At 64.7% G+C, this 14,926-nt stretch carries 13 protein-coding genes; 7 read left to right on the top strand and 6 right to left on the bottom strand.

The window, feature by feature from the left end:
• Positions 1-3 precede the first annotated feature (3 nt).
• The 3 genes from RBB39_RS01980 to RBB39_RS01970 form a co-directional block, all read right to left on the bottom strand.
• A complete protein-coding gene (locus RBB39_RS01980; protein ID WP_045993012.1) occupies positions 4-837 on the bottom strand; it encodes an ABC transporter permease in 834 nt (277 codons plus the stop codon).
• The gene (locus RBB39_RS01975) at positions 834-1,814 is read right to left on the bottom strand and encodes an ABC transporter permease (protein ID WP_306168688.1); all 981 of its coding nucleotides are present in this window, start codon (positions 1,812-1,814) and stop codon (positions 834-836) included. The genes RBB39_RS01980 and RBB39_RS01975 overlap by 4 nt, the downstream gene beginning before the upstream one ends.
• 96 nt (positions 1,815-1,910) lie before the next feature.
• Complete coding sequence (locus tag RBB39_RS01970) at positions 1,911-3,443, bottom strand: ABC transporter substrate-binding protein (protein WP_306168743.1); 1,533 nt, start codon at positions 3,441-3,443, stop codon at positions 1,911-1,913.
• A 438-nt stretch (positions 3,444-3,881) separates the two neighbouring features.
• Here RBB39_RS01970 and RBB39_RS01965 point away from each other — a divergent pair, with 438 nt between their 5' ends.
• The 3 genes from RBB39_RS01965 (at position 3,882) to RBB39_RS01955 (ending at position 7,030) form a co-directional block, all read left to right on the top strand.
• Complete coding sequence (locus RBB39_RS01965; RefSeq protein WP_306168687.1) at positions 3,882-4,580, top strand: GntR family transcriptional regulator; 699 nt, start codon at positions 3,882-3,884, stop codon at positions 4,578-4,580.
• A 156-nt stretch (positions 4,581-4,736) separates the two neighbouring features.
• The gene (locus tag RBB39_RS01960; protein ID WP_306168686.1) at positions 4,737-6,044 is read left to right on the top strand and encodes an ArgE/DapE family deacylase; all 1,308 of its coding nucleotides are present in this window, start codon (positions 4,737-4,739) and stop codon (positions 6,042-6,044) included.
• A gap of 341 nt (positions 6,045-6,385) precedes the next feature.
• The gene (locus RBB39_RS01955) at positions 6,386-7,030 is read left to right on the top strand and encodes a lysozyme (protein WP_306168685.1); all 645 of its coding nucleotides are present in this window, start codon (positions 6,386-6,388) and stop codon (positions 7,028-7,030) included.
• 72 nt (positions 7,031-7,102) lie between these two features.
• Here the strand turns inward: RBB39_RS01955 and RBB39_RS01950 are convergent, their stop codons facing one another.
• Entirely contained in the window at positions 7,103-7,723 is a 621-nt protein-coding gene (locus RBB39_RS01950; protein WP_306168684.1) for a TetR/AcrR family transcriptional regulator, read from the bottom strand.
• 205 nt (positions 7,724-7,928) lie between these two features.
• Positions 7,929-8,396 (bottom strand): DUF3592 domain-containing protein, encoded by a 468-nt coding sequence (locus RBB39_RS01945; RefSeq protein WP_306168683.1) that lies wholly within the window; start codon positions 8,394-8,396, stop codon positions 7,929-7,931.
• Positions 8,397-8,499: 103 nt separating this feature from the next.
• Here RBB39_RS01945 and RBB39_RS01940 point away from each other — a divergent pair, with 103 nt between their 5' ends.
• Both RBB39_RS01940 and RBB39_RS01935 read left to right on the top strand, forming a co-directional pair.
• Positions 8,500-8,961 (top strand): TerB family tellurite resistance protein, encoded by a 462-nt coding sequence (locus tag RBB39_RS01940; protein ID WP_306168682.1) that lies wholly within the window; start codon positions 8,500-8,502, stop codon positions 8,959-8,961.
• Positions 8,962-9,097: 136 nt separating this feature from the next.
• A complete protein-coding gene (locus tag RBB39_RS01935) occupies positions 9,098-10,339 on the top strand; it encodes an FAD-binding oxidoreductase (RefSeq protein WP_306168681.1) in 1,242 nt (413 codons plus the stop codon).
• A gap of 229 nt (positions 10,340-10,568) precedes the next feature.
• Here the strand turns inward: RBB39_RS01935 and RBB39_RS01930 are convergent, their stop codons facing one another.
• On the bottom strand, positions 10,569-11,111 hold the full coding sequence (locus RBB39_RS01930) for a hypothetical protein (RefSeq protein WP_371931851.1): 543 nt from the start codon (positions 11,109-11,111) through the stop codon (positions 10,569-10,571).
• A gap of 249 nt (positions 11,112-11,360) precedes the next feature.
• Between RBB39_RS01930 and pyrC the strand changes: the two genes are divergently transcribed.
• Both pyrC and RBB39_RS01920 read left to right on the top strand, forming a co-directional pair.
• Positions 11,361-12,401, top strand: a complete 1,041-nt coding sequence (gene pyrC / locus RBB39_RS01925; protein ID WP_306168680.1) for a dihydroorotase — start codon at positions 11,361-11,363, stop codon at positions 12,399-12,401.
• A 468-nt stretch (positions 12,402-12,869) separates the two neighbouring features.
• The coding region (locus RBB39_RS01920; RefSeq protein ID WP_306168679.1) for a retention module-containing protein at positions 12,870-14,926 on the top strand (2,057 nt) is incomplete at its 3' end.

Here is a 14,926-nt window from a genome sequence, read left to right as displayed (position 1 = left end):
GGCTCAGCGCTCCCGGGCGAGTTTGGGGTTGAGGGCGTCATCGAGCCCTTCGCCGACCAGGTTCAGCGCCAGCACGGTCAACAGGATCGCAAGGCCGGGGAAGAACGACAGCCACCAGGCCTGGCGAATCACGGTGCGCGCAGCGCCGATCATGTAGCCCCAGGACATCACGTTGGGGTCACCGAGGCCGAGAAACGACAGCGCCGACTCCAGCAGGATGGCGGTGGCCACCATCAGCGAGGCCAGCACGATGATCGGCGACAGGGTGTTGGGCAGGATCTGGCGCAGGATGATCTGGGTGTTGGTCTGGCCGACCAGGCGCGCCGCCTCGACGTACTCGCGATGGCGCAGCGACATGAACTCGGCGCGCACCAGGCGGGCCACCGGCGGCCAGCTGACGATGGCGATGGCCAGCACGATGGAGGTCACGCTGGGCTGCATGATCGCCACCAGCACGATGGCCAGGGCGAAGTTGGGGATGGTCTGGAAGAACTCGGTGAAGCGCATCAGGGCGTCGTCCACCAGGCCGCCGTAGTAGCCGGCGATGGCGCCCAGCGGCACGCCGATGGCCAGCGCCACGGCGGTGGACACCAGGCCGATCAGCAGCGATACCCAGGCGCCGTGCATCAGTCCGGCGGCGACGTTGCGACCCATGGTGTCGGTGCCGAGCCAGAAGCCGTCCTGGGCTAGTGGCGGCAGGAAGGGGCGCTGCACCATGCGCCAGGGGGATTCGGGGAACAGCACCGGGGCCAGCACGGCCATCAGGATGATCGCCCACAGGATGATCAGTCCCACCAGGGCGCCTCGGTTCTGGGCGAAACGGGCAAAGAAACTCATGCGGCGGCCCCCTTGATGCGTGGATCGGCCAGTCGATAGACCAGGTCGGTGGCGATGTTGAACAGGATCACCAGGGCGGCGGAGAAAAAGAAGATGCCGAGCAGCAGGTTGTAGTCACGCTGCATCAGCGCCTCGTACATCAGCCGGCCGATGCCCGGCCAGGCGAACACCGTCTCGGTGAGGATGGCGCCGCCGACCATCTGGCCGGCCTGCAGCCCCGCCAGGGTGATGATCGGCAACAGGGCGTTGCGCAGGATATGGCGGCGCTGGATGACCCTGGGCGCCAGGCCCTTGGCCTTGGCGGTCTTGACGAAGTCCTGCTGGGCGGCGTCGAGCATCGAGGCGCGGGTCATGCGCGTATAGATGGCCATGAAGAACAGGCCCAGGGTGGTGGCCGGCAGCACCAGATGCTTGGCGACGTCCAGGGCGTAGGCCAGGCCTTCCAGGTTGGCGCCGACGGTGAACATGCCGTAGGCGGGCAGCCAGTCCAGGTACACCGAGAACAGCACCACCGCCATCAGCGCCACCCAGAACAGCGGTGTGGCGTAGAACAGCAGAGCCAGCGCCATGATCAGCGAGCCCGAGGCCTTCTTGACGCGCATCGCGGCCATGGAGCCGGCGAGGATGCCGAGTGCCAGCGACAGCACGAAGGCGGTACCGGTCAGCAGCAGGGTGGCGGGCAGGCGGTCGAGGATCAGGTCCAGCACCGGCATCTGCTGGCGGTAGGAGTAGCCGAAGTCCAGGGTCAGAATGCCGGACACGTAGTGCCACAGCTGGACATACATGGGCTGGTCCAGCCCGAACTGCTCGCGCAGCTGAGCGATGAAGGCTTCGTCGGCGGCGCCGGCTTCCCCGGCCAGGATGGCCGCCGGGTCGCCGGGGGCGAGCTGGATCAGCACGAAATTGAACACGACGATCAGCAGCAGCACGATGGCGGCCTTCAACAGTCGTGAAATGATCAGGCGGGCGTAGAGCATGGTGAGGTCCCGGGCAGTAAGCCTGTGGTGATGGCAGCAGCGAAATCAGGGCTGGCGCGGCCCGTGATGGGCCGCGCACATGTCGCCTTTTTTGGCTCAGTCGGCGATCCAAGCGTCCTTGAAGCCGTCGTTGACGCCTACCGCCGAGGTCACCAGATTGTTGACGTTGCAGCGGTAGATGGTCGGGAAGCCGAGCTCCAGCAACCAACCGAGCGGTGCGTCCTCGAGCAGGATCTGCTGCACCTCGTGGTAAAGACGCTCGCGCTCGCTGTCCGGATAGGCAGTGGCGGCGGCGTTGAACAGCTCATCCACCTCGGGGTTCTGGTAGCCCTCGACGTTGTTCCAGGGCGAGCCCTTCTCGGTGTTGGTGGACAGGTAGGTCCGCGAGATGCCAAGCGCCGGGTCGCCGTACTGGTACAGGTAGGTGAAGGCCAGGTCGTAGTCACGCTCGCCCAGGCGCTGGTTCCAGCCGCCCACGTCGGTGGCCTCGGTGCGCACGTTGATGCCCACCTCCTTGAGGTTCTGCTGCACCGCCTCGGCCCAGCGATTCCAGGTCTCGCCGTAGGGCAGCGGCAGCAGGGTGACCTCCTCGCCGTCGTAACCCATCTCGTCGAGCAGTTCCTCGGCCTTGTCCGGGTCGTAGCTGTAACCCTCGAGGTCCGCGTCATTGAACTTGGCGTTGGAGCCAAACGGCCCTGACGGGACCTGGCCCATGCCATTCCACAGCACGTCGCGGGCGAATTCGCGATCCATGGCGTACATCACCGCCTGGCGGAAGCGCTTGTCGGCGGTCGGTCCCTCACGATTGTTCATCCACAGCATGGCGAAGGGGCTGAAGTACTCGTGGCCCTTCTCGGTCACGCAGGTGTTGTCCATGGCGGTCAGCCGGGGGACGTCGAAGTTCTCGACGGTGCCGTAGGGCAGCACGTCGACGGTGCCGTTCTCGTAGGCCACCGCGCGGGAGGCGCCGTCCGGGATGACGTGCCAGTTGATGCCATCGAGGTAGGGCAGTCCTTCCTCGTAGTAGTCGTCGAAGCGGGTCAGCTTGATCACGGTGCCGCGGTCCCAGCTGTCGAACTGGAAGGGGCCGGTGCCGATGGGATGGTTGTTGGCTTCGTTGTTGCGGAAGTCGGTGCCGGCGTAGATGTGCTCGGGCACCATGGTGAAGGTGCCGGCCTCGAACGAGATCAGGAAGGGGCCGAAGGGCTTCTTCAGGGTGAACACCACGGTGTGGTCGTCGGTCGCCTCGATGCTCTCGACGTGCTCGAGCACCGCTCGGGCGCTGGGGTTCAAGTCGCGGTGGAAGACGTCGGCGGAGAACACCACGTCTTCGGCGGTGAAGGCCTCGCCGTCATGCCACTTGGCGTTTTCCTGAAGGTGGAAGGTGTAGGTCAGGCCGTCTTCGCTGATCTCCCAGCTCTTGGCCAGTTGCGGCATCGGCTCCATGTCGGTGGAGTAACGCAGCAGGCCCTCATAGATGTTGCCGGCCACCGTGCGGGTGGGGGCGTTCTGGATCATGCCCAGCACCAGGCCCGGCGGTTCCGGCTGGATGATGGTGTCGATGACACCGCCACGCTGGGGTTCCTGGGTGGCCTCTTGCTGGGCGTCCTGGCTGTCGTCCTGGGCCATTGCCTGGGTGGCCGCCAGCGGCAGCAGGGCAGCCAGGCCCAGCGTCAGCAGGGAGGCGTTGAAGCGAGAGGCGCGTGCCTGGGTCGAGCTCGCCCGGGGAGTGGCGGACAGCCGCGAGCAAGGCTGAAGAGAAGAAGACTGCGGAGAGGCGTGGTGGGGGTGACGGGAGGTCGGGGTCATATCAGGGCACCTTGGTGGCCCGGAGGTGTTGCCAGAGGTACGTGACGCCTGGGGCAGGACGCACTGGGAGTGCGCTGTTGCCGGGCATCCGCGTCGCTGAGGCCAGCTCCGGGACTGTTGTTGTTGGGGATTTCCGTAAGCCCTTTAGAACCTAGCAGCCTCGGCACAAACTGTCGACAGTCGGCAATCGACTGTTGTTCGACGCTGGTTGCGGTCATACTGGGGTATGACCCTTCAGGCCAACTACGGGAGTCGAGCATGGCCAATCCACGGGACCCTTCAGCCGCGCCCTTCGTGGTTCAGCGCAACCTGGTGGACCAGGTCGTCGACTACTTGACCGAGGCGATCCTGGCCTCGCGCTTCGCACCGGGCGAGCGGTTGTCGGAGGCCGGGCTGGCGGCGGAGCTCGGCATTAGCCGGGCCCCGGTGCGCGAGGCCGCCAGGCTGATGGAGAGCCGTGGACTGCTGGTATCGCGCCCGCGGCGCGGGTTCTTCGTGCGCACCCTGGATGTGGCCGAGCTGAGCGACGTCTTTGATCTGCGCATCGGTCTGGAGCGCCACGCCTTCGAGCGCGTGATGACGCGCTTCGACGCGGATACCGAACAGCGGCTGCATCGCCAGATCAGTCGTCTGTGCGAGGTCGCCGCAGGCGATGACGAAGGGCTCAAGATCGAGGAGGACCTGGCCTTTCATCGCCTGGTGTTCGAGCTGGCCGACAACGCCCGGCTGGCCCGTGCCTTCGACGATCTGAGCTTCGAGCTGCGGCTGTGCATCACCCTGATCACCCGTACCCACGAGACCCCCGAAAGCATCGCTGCCTCCCACTGGCGGCTGCTGGAGGCACTGAAGAGCGGTGATCCTCAGCGCTGCCGGGACGAGGTGGACTACCATATTGGCGTGGCCAGGGACTCGGTGATCGAGCGACTGGCCGAGCACGCCGGGGTGTCGCGTGGCTGAACGAGTGAGCGAAGTAGTGACTGGCGTCCTGGTCGAACGCTGGGGCCAGGGCCGCGACGGAAGCCTGTCTCGAGTGAGGCGGGCTTGTGCTGCAGGTGCTCGAAGGTGCATAACTAGTACGCGTAAAACACATTTAACATGCGGAATTTGCCGTCAATGACGACACCACAACTATCCACCGATGCCCTGGACGCCAACGAACGGCGGTTGCTCGATGCCTGCGACGACTTGATGCCGGAGACCCTTGCCCTGACCAGCGCCCTGGTGCGCGAGTACAGCGTACTGGGGGCGGAGGCAGGGGTGCTTGAGGTGATGGAAAGCCATCTGCTGGACATGGGGCTGCCTGTCGAGCGCGTCCCACTGCCCGAGAAAGGCGCAGATGCCGAGCAGGCACCGGTGGCGAGGGCGGTCGACCGCCACAACCTGATCTCGGTGATCAACGGTACCTCGTCCAGGCCGCACCTGATCTTCAACGGCCACCTGGACGTGGTGCCGGCGGAGCCGCTGTCGATGTGGACTCGTCCACCCTGGGAGGCCTGGCAGGAGGACGGCTGGCTTTACGGGCGCGGCGCCGGCGACATGAAGGCCGGCATCGCCGCCATGGTGACGGCGGTGGCGGCGATGAAGCGGGCAGGGCTCGAGATCGACTATCCGTTGACCCTGCAGACGGTGATCGAGGAAGAATGCACAGGCCATGGGGCGCTGGCCTGTCTGGCCCGTGACGAGCGTGGCGACTTTGCGCTGATTCCCGAACCCTTCGGTGCGACCCTGACCACCGCCCAGATCGGCACCCTGTGGTTCAAGGTGTCGCTGGACGGGGTGCCGGCCCACGTGCTGGATACCGCCGCCGGGGCCAATGCCATCGAGGCGATCCAGTCGGTGGTGGCGCCGCTCAAGGCTCTGGAGGCGGAGCTGAATGCCGGACGCGAGCCGCCCTATGACGAGATCGAGCACCCGTTCAACCTGAACATCGGCAAGATCGAAGGGGGCAACTGGGCGTCCAGCGTGCCGTCCCGGGCGACCCTGGAAGGGCGCATCGGTTTCGCGCCTGAAGTCCAGGTGGAAGACATCATGGAAAAGGTGCGTCGCTGCGTCGAGGCGGCCAGCGCTTCCCTGGGCCCAGGCATCTCCGGACTGGACGTCGAGTTCCACGGTTTCCGCTCCGAGGGTCACCACGTCGATACCGACAGCCCCGGAGTCGCCCTGCTGGCCGATTGCCATCGTACCCTGACCGGTGAGGAGCTGCCCTCGGTGGCGTTGACCTGCACCACGGATCTGCGCGCACTCAATCGACACGGCATCGCCGGGACCTGCTACGGGCCCGTGGCCGAACGCATCCATGGCATCGATGAGCGGGTCGAGATTGCCTCTATCCAGCACACCCTCAAGGCCTACGCGCTGTTTCTGTATCGCTGGGGGCGCTGGGCCGACGGCCAGGTCGCTTCTGATACCTGTCCGCAGTGACACCCATGGTCCGGCCAGTCCTGGCCGGGCCTTTGAATCCGCTGCGCAAGCTCTGCCCGAAAGCTCACTTCCAAAGCTCAGCCCGAAAGCTCAGGCCGAAAGCCCGGCCCGCCACGTTGCTCGCCTAAAGCTCGACCCGTCAAGGTTGACCGGGTCGAGCACTTTCGTGCGCGACCGCCGTACGACTGGGTTTCTGTTGTCCTGGGTCGGGGTTTTACCGTCAGCGGGCTGCCACTCTGAAAGTCGTTGCTCCATGAAATGGGGCGGCGGGTGCTGCACGAGCGGTCTCACGAACGTCGAGCTTTCATGCAGCAGCCGCGACAACTGGCAGAGAGGGTGGCATGGCAACACAAGCGGGCAGCATGGATGACCCAGAAGATCATCCCGCAGTCGGAGGGGGGTGGCGTGCAGGGCCGAAAGCGATTTCGCTCTATGATGCCATCGACGCAGAGGTCAGGCCGCCGCCCGGTCGCCTGAGTCCGAGAGGGCGGCGATGGCTGATCAACGCCGAGGGCTGCCGGCTGATGCCTTATCTCGACCTGAGCGGAGCGCCGATCCACCACTGGCAGAAGGGGGCCACGATCGGCGTGGGGCATCTGATCACTCGGCAGCAATGGCCGCGGTTTGCCAATGGCATCGACAAGCACTGGGCGGAGGCCTTGTTGCGCCAGGACCTGCAGCAGGTGGAGGTTGGGGTGCTCGATCGCCTCGAAACCTGTCGACCCTGGGTGGGCGTGCGAGGGCTTCATCAGCACCAGTTCGATGCGCTGGTGTTGCTGGCCTTCAATATCGGGCTGGCGGCATTTTCGAACTCTTCACTGGTTGCCATGCTCTGCGATCCGCGCACCCTGACCCCCTACGCGACGCTGGAACAGGCGTGGCTTGCCTGGAAGTACGCCGGCGGCGAGGTGATGGCAGGGCTGGAGCGTCGTCGCGCCGAGGAGTGGCGGATCTTTCAAGAGGCTGACTACGGGCCTGACATCTAGGCAGGTTGTGTTGTAGGGAGCCCGGTAGAAGAGGTGCCCGAAGCGGGGTGGGGCGAGGTGTCAGCCCTATCTTCAAGCCGGGGCATGCCCCGCCAGAAAAAGCTCGGTCGCGTAGCGGGCGCGGTGGTCCCTGGCCTCCAGTGTCAGCGAGGGTGCTCGCCCGACCAGTGAATCGAGCATCCATTCCCCGAGCACCATACCGGTAAACAAGCCGGCCGAGGTGCGCGGGTCCTTTACCACCAGCTTGCCACGGGCATGCTGGTCGCGCAGGTACTCGGCCAGTTCACTCCGGGTGCGGTCCGGGCCGTGGTCGAGAAACAGTGCCCCCAGCTCCGGGGCGCGCTCGGCCTCGGCGGCGATACCACGAATCAGTCGGATATTGGCGTTTGGCAGCGCCAGGTCGATCAGGTCTCTGGCAAGCTCCTCCAGCACCTCTTGCGGTGGTCGCTCGCCGGCCTGGCCCAGTCGGCTCCAGACGCTGGATGCCTGGGCCTCCATGGCCGCGGTGAACAACCCCTCCTTGTTGCCGAACAGCTTATAGAGGGTGCTTAGCGAGCCGCCCGCGCGGGCCACGATGTCATTAACGCTGGCGCCGGCGTAACCCTTGTCCAGGAATACTTCACGGGCAGCGGCCAGCAGCCGCTGGCGCCGGGCCTCGCCCTTAGGGGTGGAGCATGATTCTGCGGACGTCATCGTGGGTACCCATTAATCCAGGAGGGGGCGGTAGCAAGCTGTCGGCACGATTGTAGTCCGCATTACACATCCATGTTTCAACGCCTGGCTGCATGGGGCGCTGGCGACGGTCAGTGGGCGTGAGAGTTGCGAGCCATGCTTGAGTTCAGGTTCCGGCCTAGGTTCCGGTTCAGGTTTCATTGAGCACAGACCCTCCGGGCGGCGTTCAGGTCTTCACCGAGAACAGGGCAAAGGCGCCGAGGCTTGCCACCAGCAGGAAACCCGCCAGGCCGATCCGGCCCCAGGGCAGCGAGGCGCTGCCCAGATGCATCAGCTCAGGCTGGCGCGGTGAGTAGCGCACGCGCACCACGCTGCCTGCTGGGTAGTCGGCGATGTAGGCGTCGGCGTCCTCCTGACGGGTGAAGGAGGGAACGCCATCGAAGCCCGCGTTGTCGGATTGAATACGCTGACCGTCGATGGTGGCTTCGAAGCGCAGCAATGCCAGGTAACGTCTTTGCTGGTCGTCTCGTTCGCGCTGGTGGCGCTGGGCTTCCGCCAGGCGCACTTCGGCGTGGGTGACGGTGGCCTCGGTGGTCGGCCAGCGGTTGACATCGCGGACCTTGTACGCCCCGACACCGGCGATGACGGCGCCGATCAGAGCGGCGAGGGAGACGATCAGCAGCGGATGAGGCATGGTGGTATTCCGAATGAGCCCATGAACGTCGAGGGCGAAGCAGGGGGAGGCGTCACGCGCGGTTTATGGCCCTTCTGAAGAGCGCAATAACGAGGAAAATACGATGACGATGATGGCGTCCCTTAAGCGTTGGATCAATGATGTGGCGCAGCAAGAGGATGCGTCGTCCAGGGTGGACCTGTCGCTGGCCACTGCGGTGCTGCTGTGTGAGGTGATTCGCGCGGACTATCGCCTGGATGACAGCGAGATCCGGCTGATGCGCAACCAGCTCAAGGACCAGTTCGAGCTCGAGGACGAAGCGCTGGATGAGCTGATGACGCTGGCGCGTGAGGAGGCCGAGGGCGCGGTGGATCATCACCGCTTCGTGCGTGAGTTGCGCGACCGCACCGGTTACCAGGACCGGGTGGCGTTAGTTCAGCAGATGTGGGCGTTGGCGTTTGCCGACGGCGAGAAGGATGCCCTGGAAGAGCACCGCATTCGCGCTCTGGCGGAACTGTTGCACGTCAGCCACTCGGACTTCGTGCGCACCCGCATCGTCGAACAGAATCGCGCCGAGGGTGTGTAGCGAAGACCTTGACGATACAATAAGTTTTTCTGCAAATGGTGCCATGATCGCCATATATCTGCTGGCAAAGGGCGGTATAGCCAGGTGATGAAATGTCATGAGGCGTTATCAGGCGTTATAAGACAAGGAGGAAGTGATGTCGCGCAAGATGGTAGTAGTAGGGGCCGGCATGGTCGGCGTGTCGGTAGCGTGGCATCTGAGGCGCCGCGGCTATCAGGTCACCCTGGTCGACCGCCGCGAGCCCGGGCGCGAGACCTCCTACGGCAATGCCGGCATCATCCAGCGCGAGGCGGTGCGTCCCTATGCCTTCCCGCGCGATCTGGCGACCTTGTTGCGGGTGGTACCCAATCGTCAGATCGACATTCGCTATCGTCCGGGCGCGATGTTCGCCAGCGCCGGGACGCTGCTCAAGTACTGGCAGAACTCGGCACCGGCCCGCTACGAGCAAATCGTGCCGGAGTACGCCTCGCTGATCGGCGGCTGCCTGGAGGCCCATTCGGCGATGATCGAGGCTTCCGGCGCAGACGCGCTGGTACGTCGCCAGGGCTGGCTTGAGGTCTATCGCAGCAGCAAGGCGCTGAGCGAGCGAGCGGCCCAGGCCGAGTTGGATGCCAAGCGCTTCGGCATCCGCTTCGACTACCTCGACAGCGAGGCGCTGGCGCGTCTGGAGCCGGACCTGGAGGCCGGGCTGGCCGGGGCGATCCACTGGCTCGATCCGTGGACGGTGGCGAGCCCGGGGGATCTGGTGGCCGCCTACGCCAGGTCATTTGCCGATGACGGCGGTGAGATTATCCAGGCGGACGTCACCGATGTGCGCCGGCAGGGCGACACCTGGCGTATCGCCACCTCGGGCGACACCCTGGAGGCAGATGGGCTGGTAATGGCGTTGGGTCCCTGGTCACAGGACTGGATGAAGGCCCTGGGCTTGTCGATCCCGCTGTTCGTCAAGCGTGGCTACCATATGCACTATGGCCAGTCGAATGACGCCAGGCTGACCCACTGGGTGATGGACGCCGAGGTCGGCTATCTGCTGGCGCCCATGAGCAGCGGGATTCGCATGACCACGGGCGCCGAGCTCGAGCGCCTCGATGCGCCGGCCCACCTGGAACAGCTCGAGGCGGCGGAGCAGCAGGCGCGCAAGCTGTTTCCGCTGGGACAGCGTCTCGAGCCCACCCCGTGGAAAGGCGCCAGACCCTGTACCCCGGACATGAAGCCGGTGATCGGTGGCGTTCCCGGCCAGTCAGGACTGTGGCTGGCGTGTGGCCACGGCCATCAGGGCTTCACCCTGGGCCCGGTGACCGGCAAGTTGCTGGCGCAGGTGATCGATGGCGAGCAGCCGGACATCGACATGGCGCCGTTCAGGGTGGACCGCTTCTGATCCCGCGCTGGCGCCGGCCCATGCTGCAGTGCGTTGGCGCCGGCCCACGCTGACTGCCCAGGGCCTTGCCGCCTCTGCAAGGGGCGGTTTGGCGGTGGAGTCAGCAGGGGCGAAAGGTGTGAGGAAGCGGCGGGCAGGCGGCATCGATGGCGGAGGGGCAGATAGGGCTCCCGGCTAGACGGTGACCACTCGTCGGTCCCGTTGTTGCCACGGCCCAGTCGGGTCAGGCTCAGGCCTCGTCGCCGTCACGCCGGGGAAGACCGGAGGTGGCGTCGCTCTTGTCCGAATTATTGTGGGAAGTGTTGTTCGAGCTAGCGTTCGAGCTGTCGTTGGAGAGCGCTGGCTCGGCGCCGGACGACGCGCGGCGATCGGCCAGGGCGCGTGCCAGCAGCTTGATCAGCAGTGTCACCAGGAACACCAGCCAACTGGCGGTCGCCAGTACATTGAACAGCAGCATCTTCTGGGCACCGCTCATCGGAGCAATCAGATGGTCGATGGCGATGGCCAGCAGAAACGCCAGGTTCAGCGGCAGCGCCAGGATGTGCATCCACATCTCCGTGCGCCGCTTGCGGACATGGTAGCGGCCCAGCATCACTCGAACGGGGCGATGAACAAAGCTCACCAGAATCATGCTGCCGAGCAGCAGCAGGGCGGCCAGGGCCGGCTCGGCGCTGCCGATATTGAGCGACACGCTGATCGACCAGTACAGCATCAGCCACATCAGGCCTGCCAGGGTGGCGACGAGGTCGGCGTAGTGACGAACCTTGGGCATGTAACTCTCGCTAGGATGTTTCTGTCATAAGTCTGTGCGCGGCCGGAGGCCCCTGTAATCGCCGGCTCGTTGACGGCGTATCGCCTGAGACATCGATGGTTACGTGCCGCAACCTCTCTAAGATGCGGATCAGGTCCGGGCGCATGTCCCTCGAATGATACGCGAAATCACACCCCGTTTGGGCCATGAAGCGTTGCCCTTTACGGTATACTGCGTCAGCCCATGGATCACTCGACGACAGGATAACAAGTGACTGCGATTACCTTGACCCGGCCCGACGACTGGCACCTTCACCTGCGCGACGGCGTCGCCTTGGCCTCCGTGGTGGCCGATACTGCCCGCCAGATGGGCCGTGCGATCATCATGCCGAACCTCAAGCCGCCGGTGACCAATCTGGACCAGGCACTGGACTACCGCCAACGCATCTTGGCTGCCTTGCCTGCGGAAAGCCAGTTCGAACCGCTGATGACCCTCTATCTTACCGATCGCACCACGTCGGAAGACATCGAGACGGCCTGGGGCAGCGGCAAGGTGCAGGCGGTCAAGCTGTATCCGGCCGGGGCCACCACCAACTCCGACTCCGGCGTGACCGATCTGCGTCACTGCGATGAAGCGGTGGCCACCATGGCACGGCTGGGAATGCCGTTGCTGGTGCATGGCGAGGTGACCGATCACGAGATCGACATCTTCGATCGCGAGGCGGTGTTCATCGAGCGGGTCATGAAGCCGCTGCTGTCCCGTCATCCTGAACTCAAGGTGGTGTTCGAGCACATTACCACAGCCGACGCGGCGCGCTTCGTGGCCGAGGCACCGTCGAATATCGGCGCGACAATCACCGCGCATCACCTGCTCTACAACCGCAACCACATGCTGGTGGGCGGGATTCGCCCGCACTACTACTGCCTGCCGATCCTCAAGCGCGAGCGTCATCGCGAGGCGCTGATCGAGGCGGCGACCTCGGGCGATGCGAGCTTCTTCCTTGGCACCGATAGCGCGCCCCATGCCCGTCACGACAAGGAAAGTGACTGTGGCTGCGCCGGTGCCTATACCGCGCTGACGGCCATCGAGCTGTACGCCACCGCCTTTGAACAGGCCGGCGCGCTGGATCGGCTGGAAGGGTTCGCCAGTCACCACGGCCCTGACTTCTATGGTCTGCCGCGCAACAGCGACTCGATCACCCTGGACAAGGTCGAGTGGCAGGTGCCGGCAGAACTGCCGTTTGGCGACGGCAAGACGCTGGTGCCGCTGCGTGCCGGTGAAACCCTGGGCTGGAAGATGCGCCAGGACTGACAGGCCTGAAGCGATGACCTGACGTGGTGACCTGAAGCCGCGTTCTGGTACGCGGATCTCATGCTTGGATGAGATGTTCTAGACCCTAAACTGCTTTTGCTAGCCCTGATGATTTGGCTCAGGGTGTCTTGACCACGAAAACGGCGCGCCCGAAAGGGCGCGCCGTTTTCGTATCTGGCGTCTGGGCCGCGCCGCGGTGCGGGCCAGGGGAATGCCAGGGGAGGCGGCTCAGTATGGGAGGAGGGCTCGACAAGGAATGACGTGAAGCATCAAAGGGGTAAGCAAGAGACCTCGGAAAGCATGGCTATTAGATTAGAGGTAGGTCATTGTCCTCTAGTACAGTATTGACCTATACCCCATGCATGTAATGTGCGCATAAGCACAGTTTTGTTGCTGTCGGACTAGGTTTGTCATCCCTTTGTTCACAAGGCCTAGGTCTGTCACCCCAAATAAAGAGAGACGCCCCCTATGATCATCGCCATCGCCGTTCAAGTTACCGGTCAAGCCTGGGCCAGAGATGCTGAAGGTAATCTGAGGCCCTTGACCGAAGGCGACCGCCTGAGTGAGGGCGAGGTGGTGATCACAGAAACCGGCGCTCGTGTGATCCTCGTTCAACCTGATGGAACCCACCTGGCACAGCTCGGAGGCGAGGTCGAGGTGGCGATTAGCGAGGCGATCAACGCGCAAGGGTCGGCCGATGACGAGGTGATAGAGGACGCCGAGGTCGCGAGGGTCCTGGCACTGCTCGAAGAGGGCGAAGGGGATCTGCTCGAGGCGTTGGAAGCTCCTGCCGCTGGCGCTGCCGGGGGGGGCGGCGTCGAAGGCGGGCACGATTTCGTGCGTCTTTTGCGTATCGTCGAGGAAGTGTCGCCGCTGTCGTTCGAGTACGGCTATCAGCGCGAAGCCTACGACGTGCAGGAGCAGGATGGCGGGACCGCGGTCGATGAGGATGAGTCCGTCACCCTGACCGGGCTCGATGGCCCTGCGGGAGCAGCACCAGGCAGCGCCGATATCGGCTTTTCCTCTGCCGAGCAGACGGTCAGTGAGGCGGGGCTTGCTGGCGGTAGTGCTCGAGGCACCGCCGCGACGTCAGCAAGTGGCAGCTTCGGTGTATCCGCTCCCGATGGCCTGTCGTTCATTACCGTGGGTGGCAGCGGTCCGATCAGTTTGGATCGGCTCAATGGTCTTTCCGGCAATCCGCTGACCATCGAGACGCCCCTGGGCAGCCTGACGCTGACAAGCTATAGCGGCGATGACACCGGTGGTAGCGTTGCCTACACCTACGACCTGACAGACAACGTCGACAATGACAGCGTCGATGGCGCAACCGACGAGGGTGTGATCGACAGCATCGAGGTTACTGCCACCGACAGCGATGGCAGTACCACCAGTGGTTCCCTGGATATCGCGATTCTCGATGATGCGCCCGAGGCGGTGGATGACGCGACCGCGACCGGTGAAGACACAGCGGTTACCTACAATGTGCTGCTCAATACAGACGGTACCAGCGATGTGCAGGGCGCTGATGGCGCCAGTGTAACCGGCGCCACCCTGCGTGATCCCGGTCAGGGTAGTGTGTCCTTCGACAGCGAGACCGGTGAGGTGACCTTCACCCCGGCGGCGGGCTTCGAGGGCGATGCGGTCATCGACTACACCATCACCGATGCCGATGGCGATACCAGCGACGCGGTGTTCACCGTCTCCGTGGCGGCGGACTCCACGCCCACCGTCAGCGTGCCGGACGATTCGCCCAATGCCGAAGGTGGTCAGTTCAGCGTCAGCGAGGCGGGCCTCCCGGGCGGAAGCGCGGCAGGCGACGGCAGCCAGACCACTGGCGGTAGTCTGCCGATCACCACCGGCGGCGACAGTTTGGCCTCACTGGTGATCAACGGCCAGAACGTGACGGGCGGCGGCACGGTGGAAGCCGACTACGGCACCCTGAGCGTCAGTGTGTCTGACGCTGGGGAGTACAGCTGGAGCTACACCCTGGATGGCAGCACCCAGGACCACACCAGCCAGGGCAGCGGCAGCGACGACCTGGCAGACCTGTTTGCCATCGTCGTCACCGACAGAGACGGTGACGAGGCCTCGACCAGCCTGACCATCGACGTCAACGACGATGTGCCGAAGGCCGTGGACGACGCCACCAACACCGGCGAAGACACCCCCGTCACCTACAACGTCCTGGCGAATGACACCCAGGGCGTGGACGGTGCCAGTGTTACCGGCGCGAGCCTGCGCAATCCGAGCCAGGGCAGTGTGACCTTCGACAGCGACACCGGTGAGGTGACCTTCACCCCGGCGGGGGGCTTTGAGGGCGATGCGGTCATCGACTACACCATCCGTGATGCCGATGGTGATACCAGTGACGCGGTGTTCACCGTCACCGTGGCGGCGGACTCCACGCCGACCGTCAGCGTGCCGGACGATTCGCCCGATGCCGAAGGTGGTCAGTTCAGCGTCAGCGAAGCCGGATTGCCGGGCGGTAGCGCGGCAGGCGACGGCAGCCAGTCCACCGGCGGTAG

Origin of the sequence: Halomonas sp. MMSF_3323 (assembly GCF_030733595.1) — a bacterium.
GTDB lineage: Bacteria > Pseudomonadota > Gammaproteobacteria > Pseudomonadales > Halomonadaceae > Halomonas > Halomonas litopenaei.
Note: the sequence above shows the minus strand (reverse complement) of the source record. Positions and strands in the feature narration are given on the sequence as shown.

Coding starts and splice junctions, on each gene's coding strand:
- RBB39_RS01980 (WP_045993012.1), bottom strand. CDS start 837: ATGAGTTTCTTTGCCCGTTTCGCCCAGAACCGAGGCGCCCTGGTGGGA.
- RBB39_RS01975 (WP_306168688.1), bottom strand. CDS start 1,814: ATGCTCTACGCCCGCCTGATCATTTCACGACTGTTGAAGGCCGCCATC.
- RBB39_RS01970 (WP_306168743.1), bottom strand. CDS start 3,443: ATGGCCCAGGACGACAGCCAGGACGCCCAGCAAGAGGCCACCCAGGAA.
- RBB39_RS01965 (WP_306168687.1), top strand. CDS start 3,882: ATGGCCAATCCACGGGACCCTTCAGCCGCGCCCTTCGTGGTTCAGCGC.
- RBB39_RS01960 (WP_306168686.1), top strand. CDS start 4,737: ATGACGACACCACAACTATCCACCGATGCCCTGGACGCCAACGAACGG.
- RBB39_RS01955 (WP_306168685.1), top strand. CDS start 6,386: ATGGCAACACAAGCGGGCAGCATGGATGACCCAGAAGATCATCCCGCA.
- RBB39_RS01950 (WP_306168684.1), bottom strand. CDS start 7,723: ATGACGTCCGCAGAATCATGCTCCACCCCTAAGGGCGAGGCCCGGCGC.
- RBB39_RS01945 (WP_306168683.1), bottom strand. CDS start 8,396: ATGCCTCATCCGCTGCTGATCGTCTCCCTCGCCGCTCTGATCGGCGCC.
- RBB39_RS01940 (WP_306168682.1), top strand. CDS start 8,500: ATGACGATGATGGCGTCCCTTAAGCGTTGGATCAATGATGTGGCGCAG.
- RBB39_RS01935 (WP_306168681.1), top strand. CDS start 9,098: ATGTCGCGCAAGATGGTAGTAGTAGGGGCCGGCATGGTCGGCGTGTCG.
- RBB39_RS01930 (WP_371931851.1), bottom strand. CDS start 11,111: ATGCCCAAGGTTCGTCACTACGCCGACCTCGTCGCCACCCTGGCAGGC.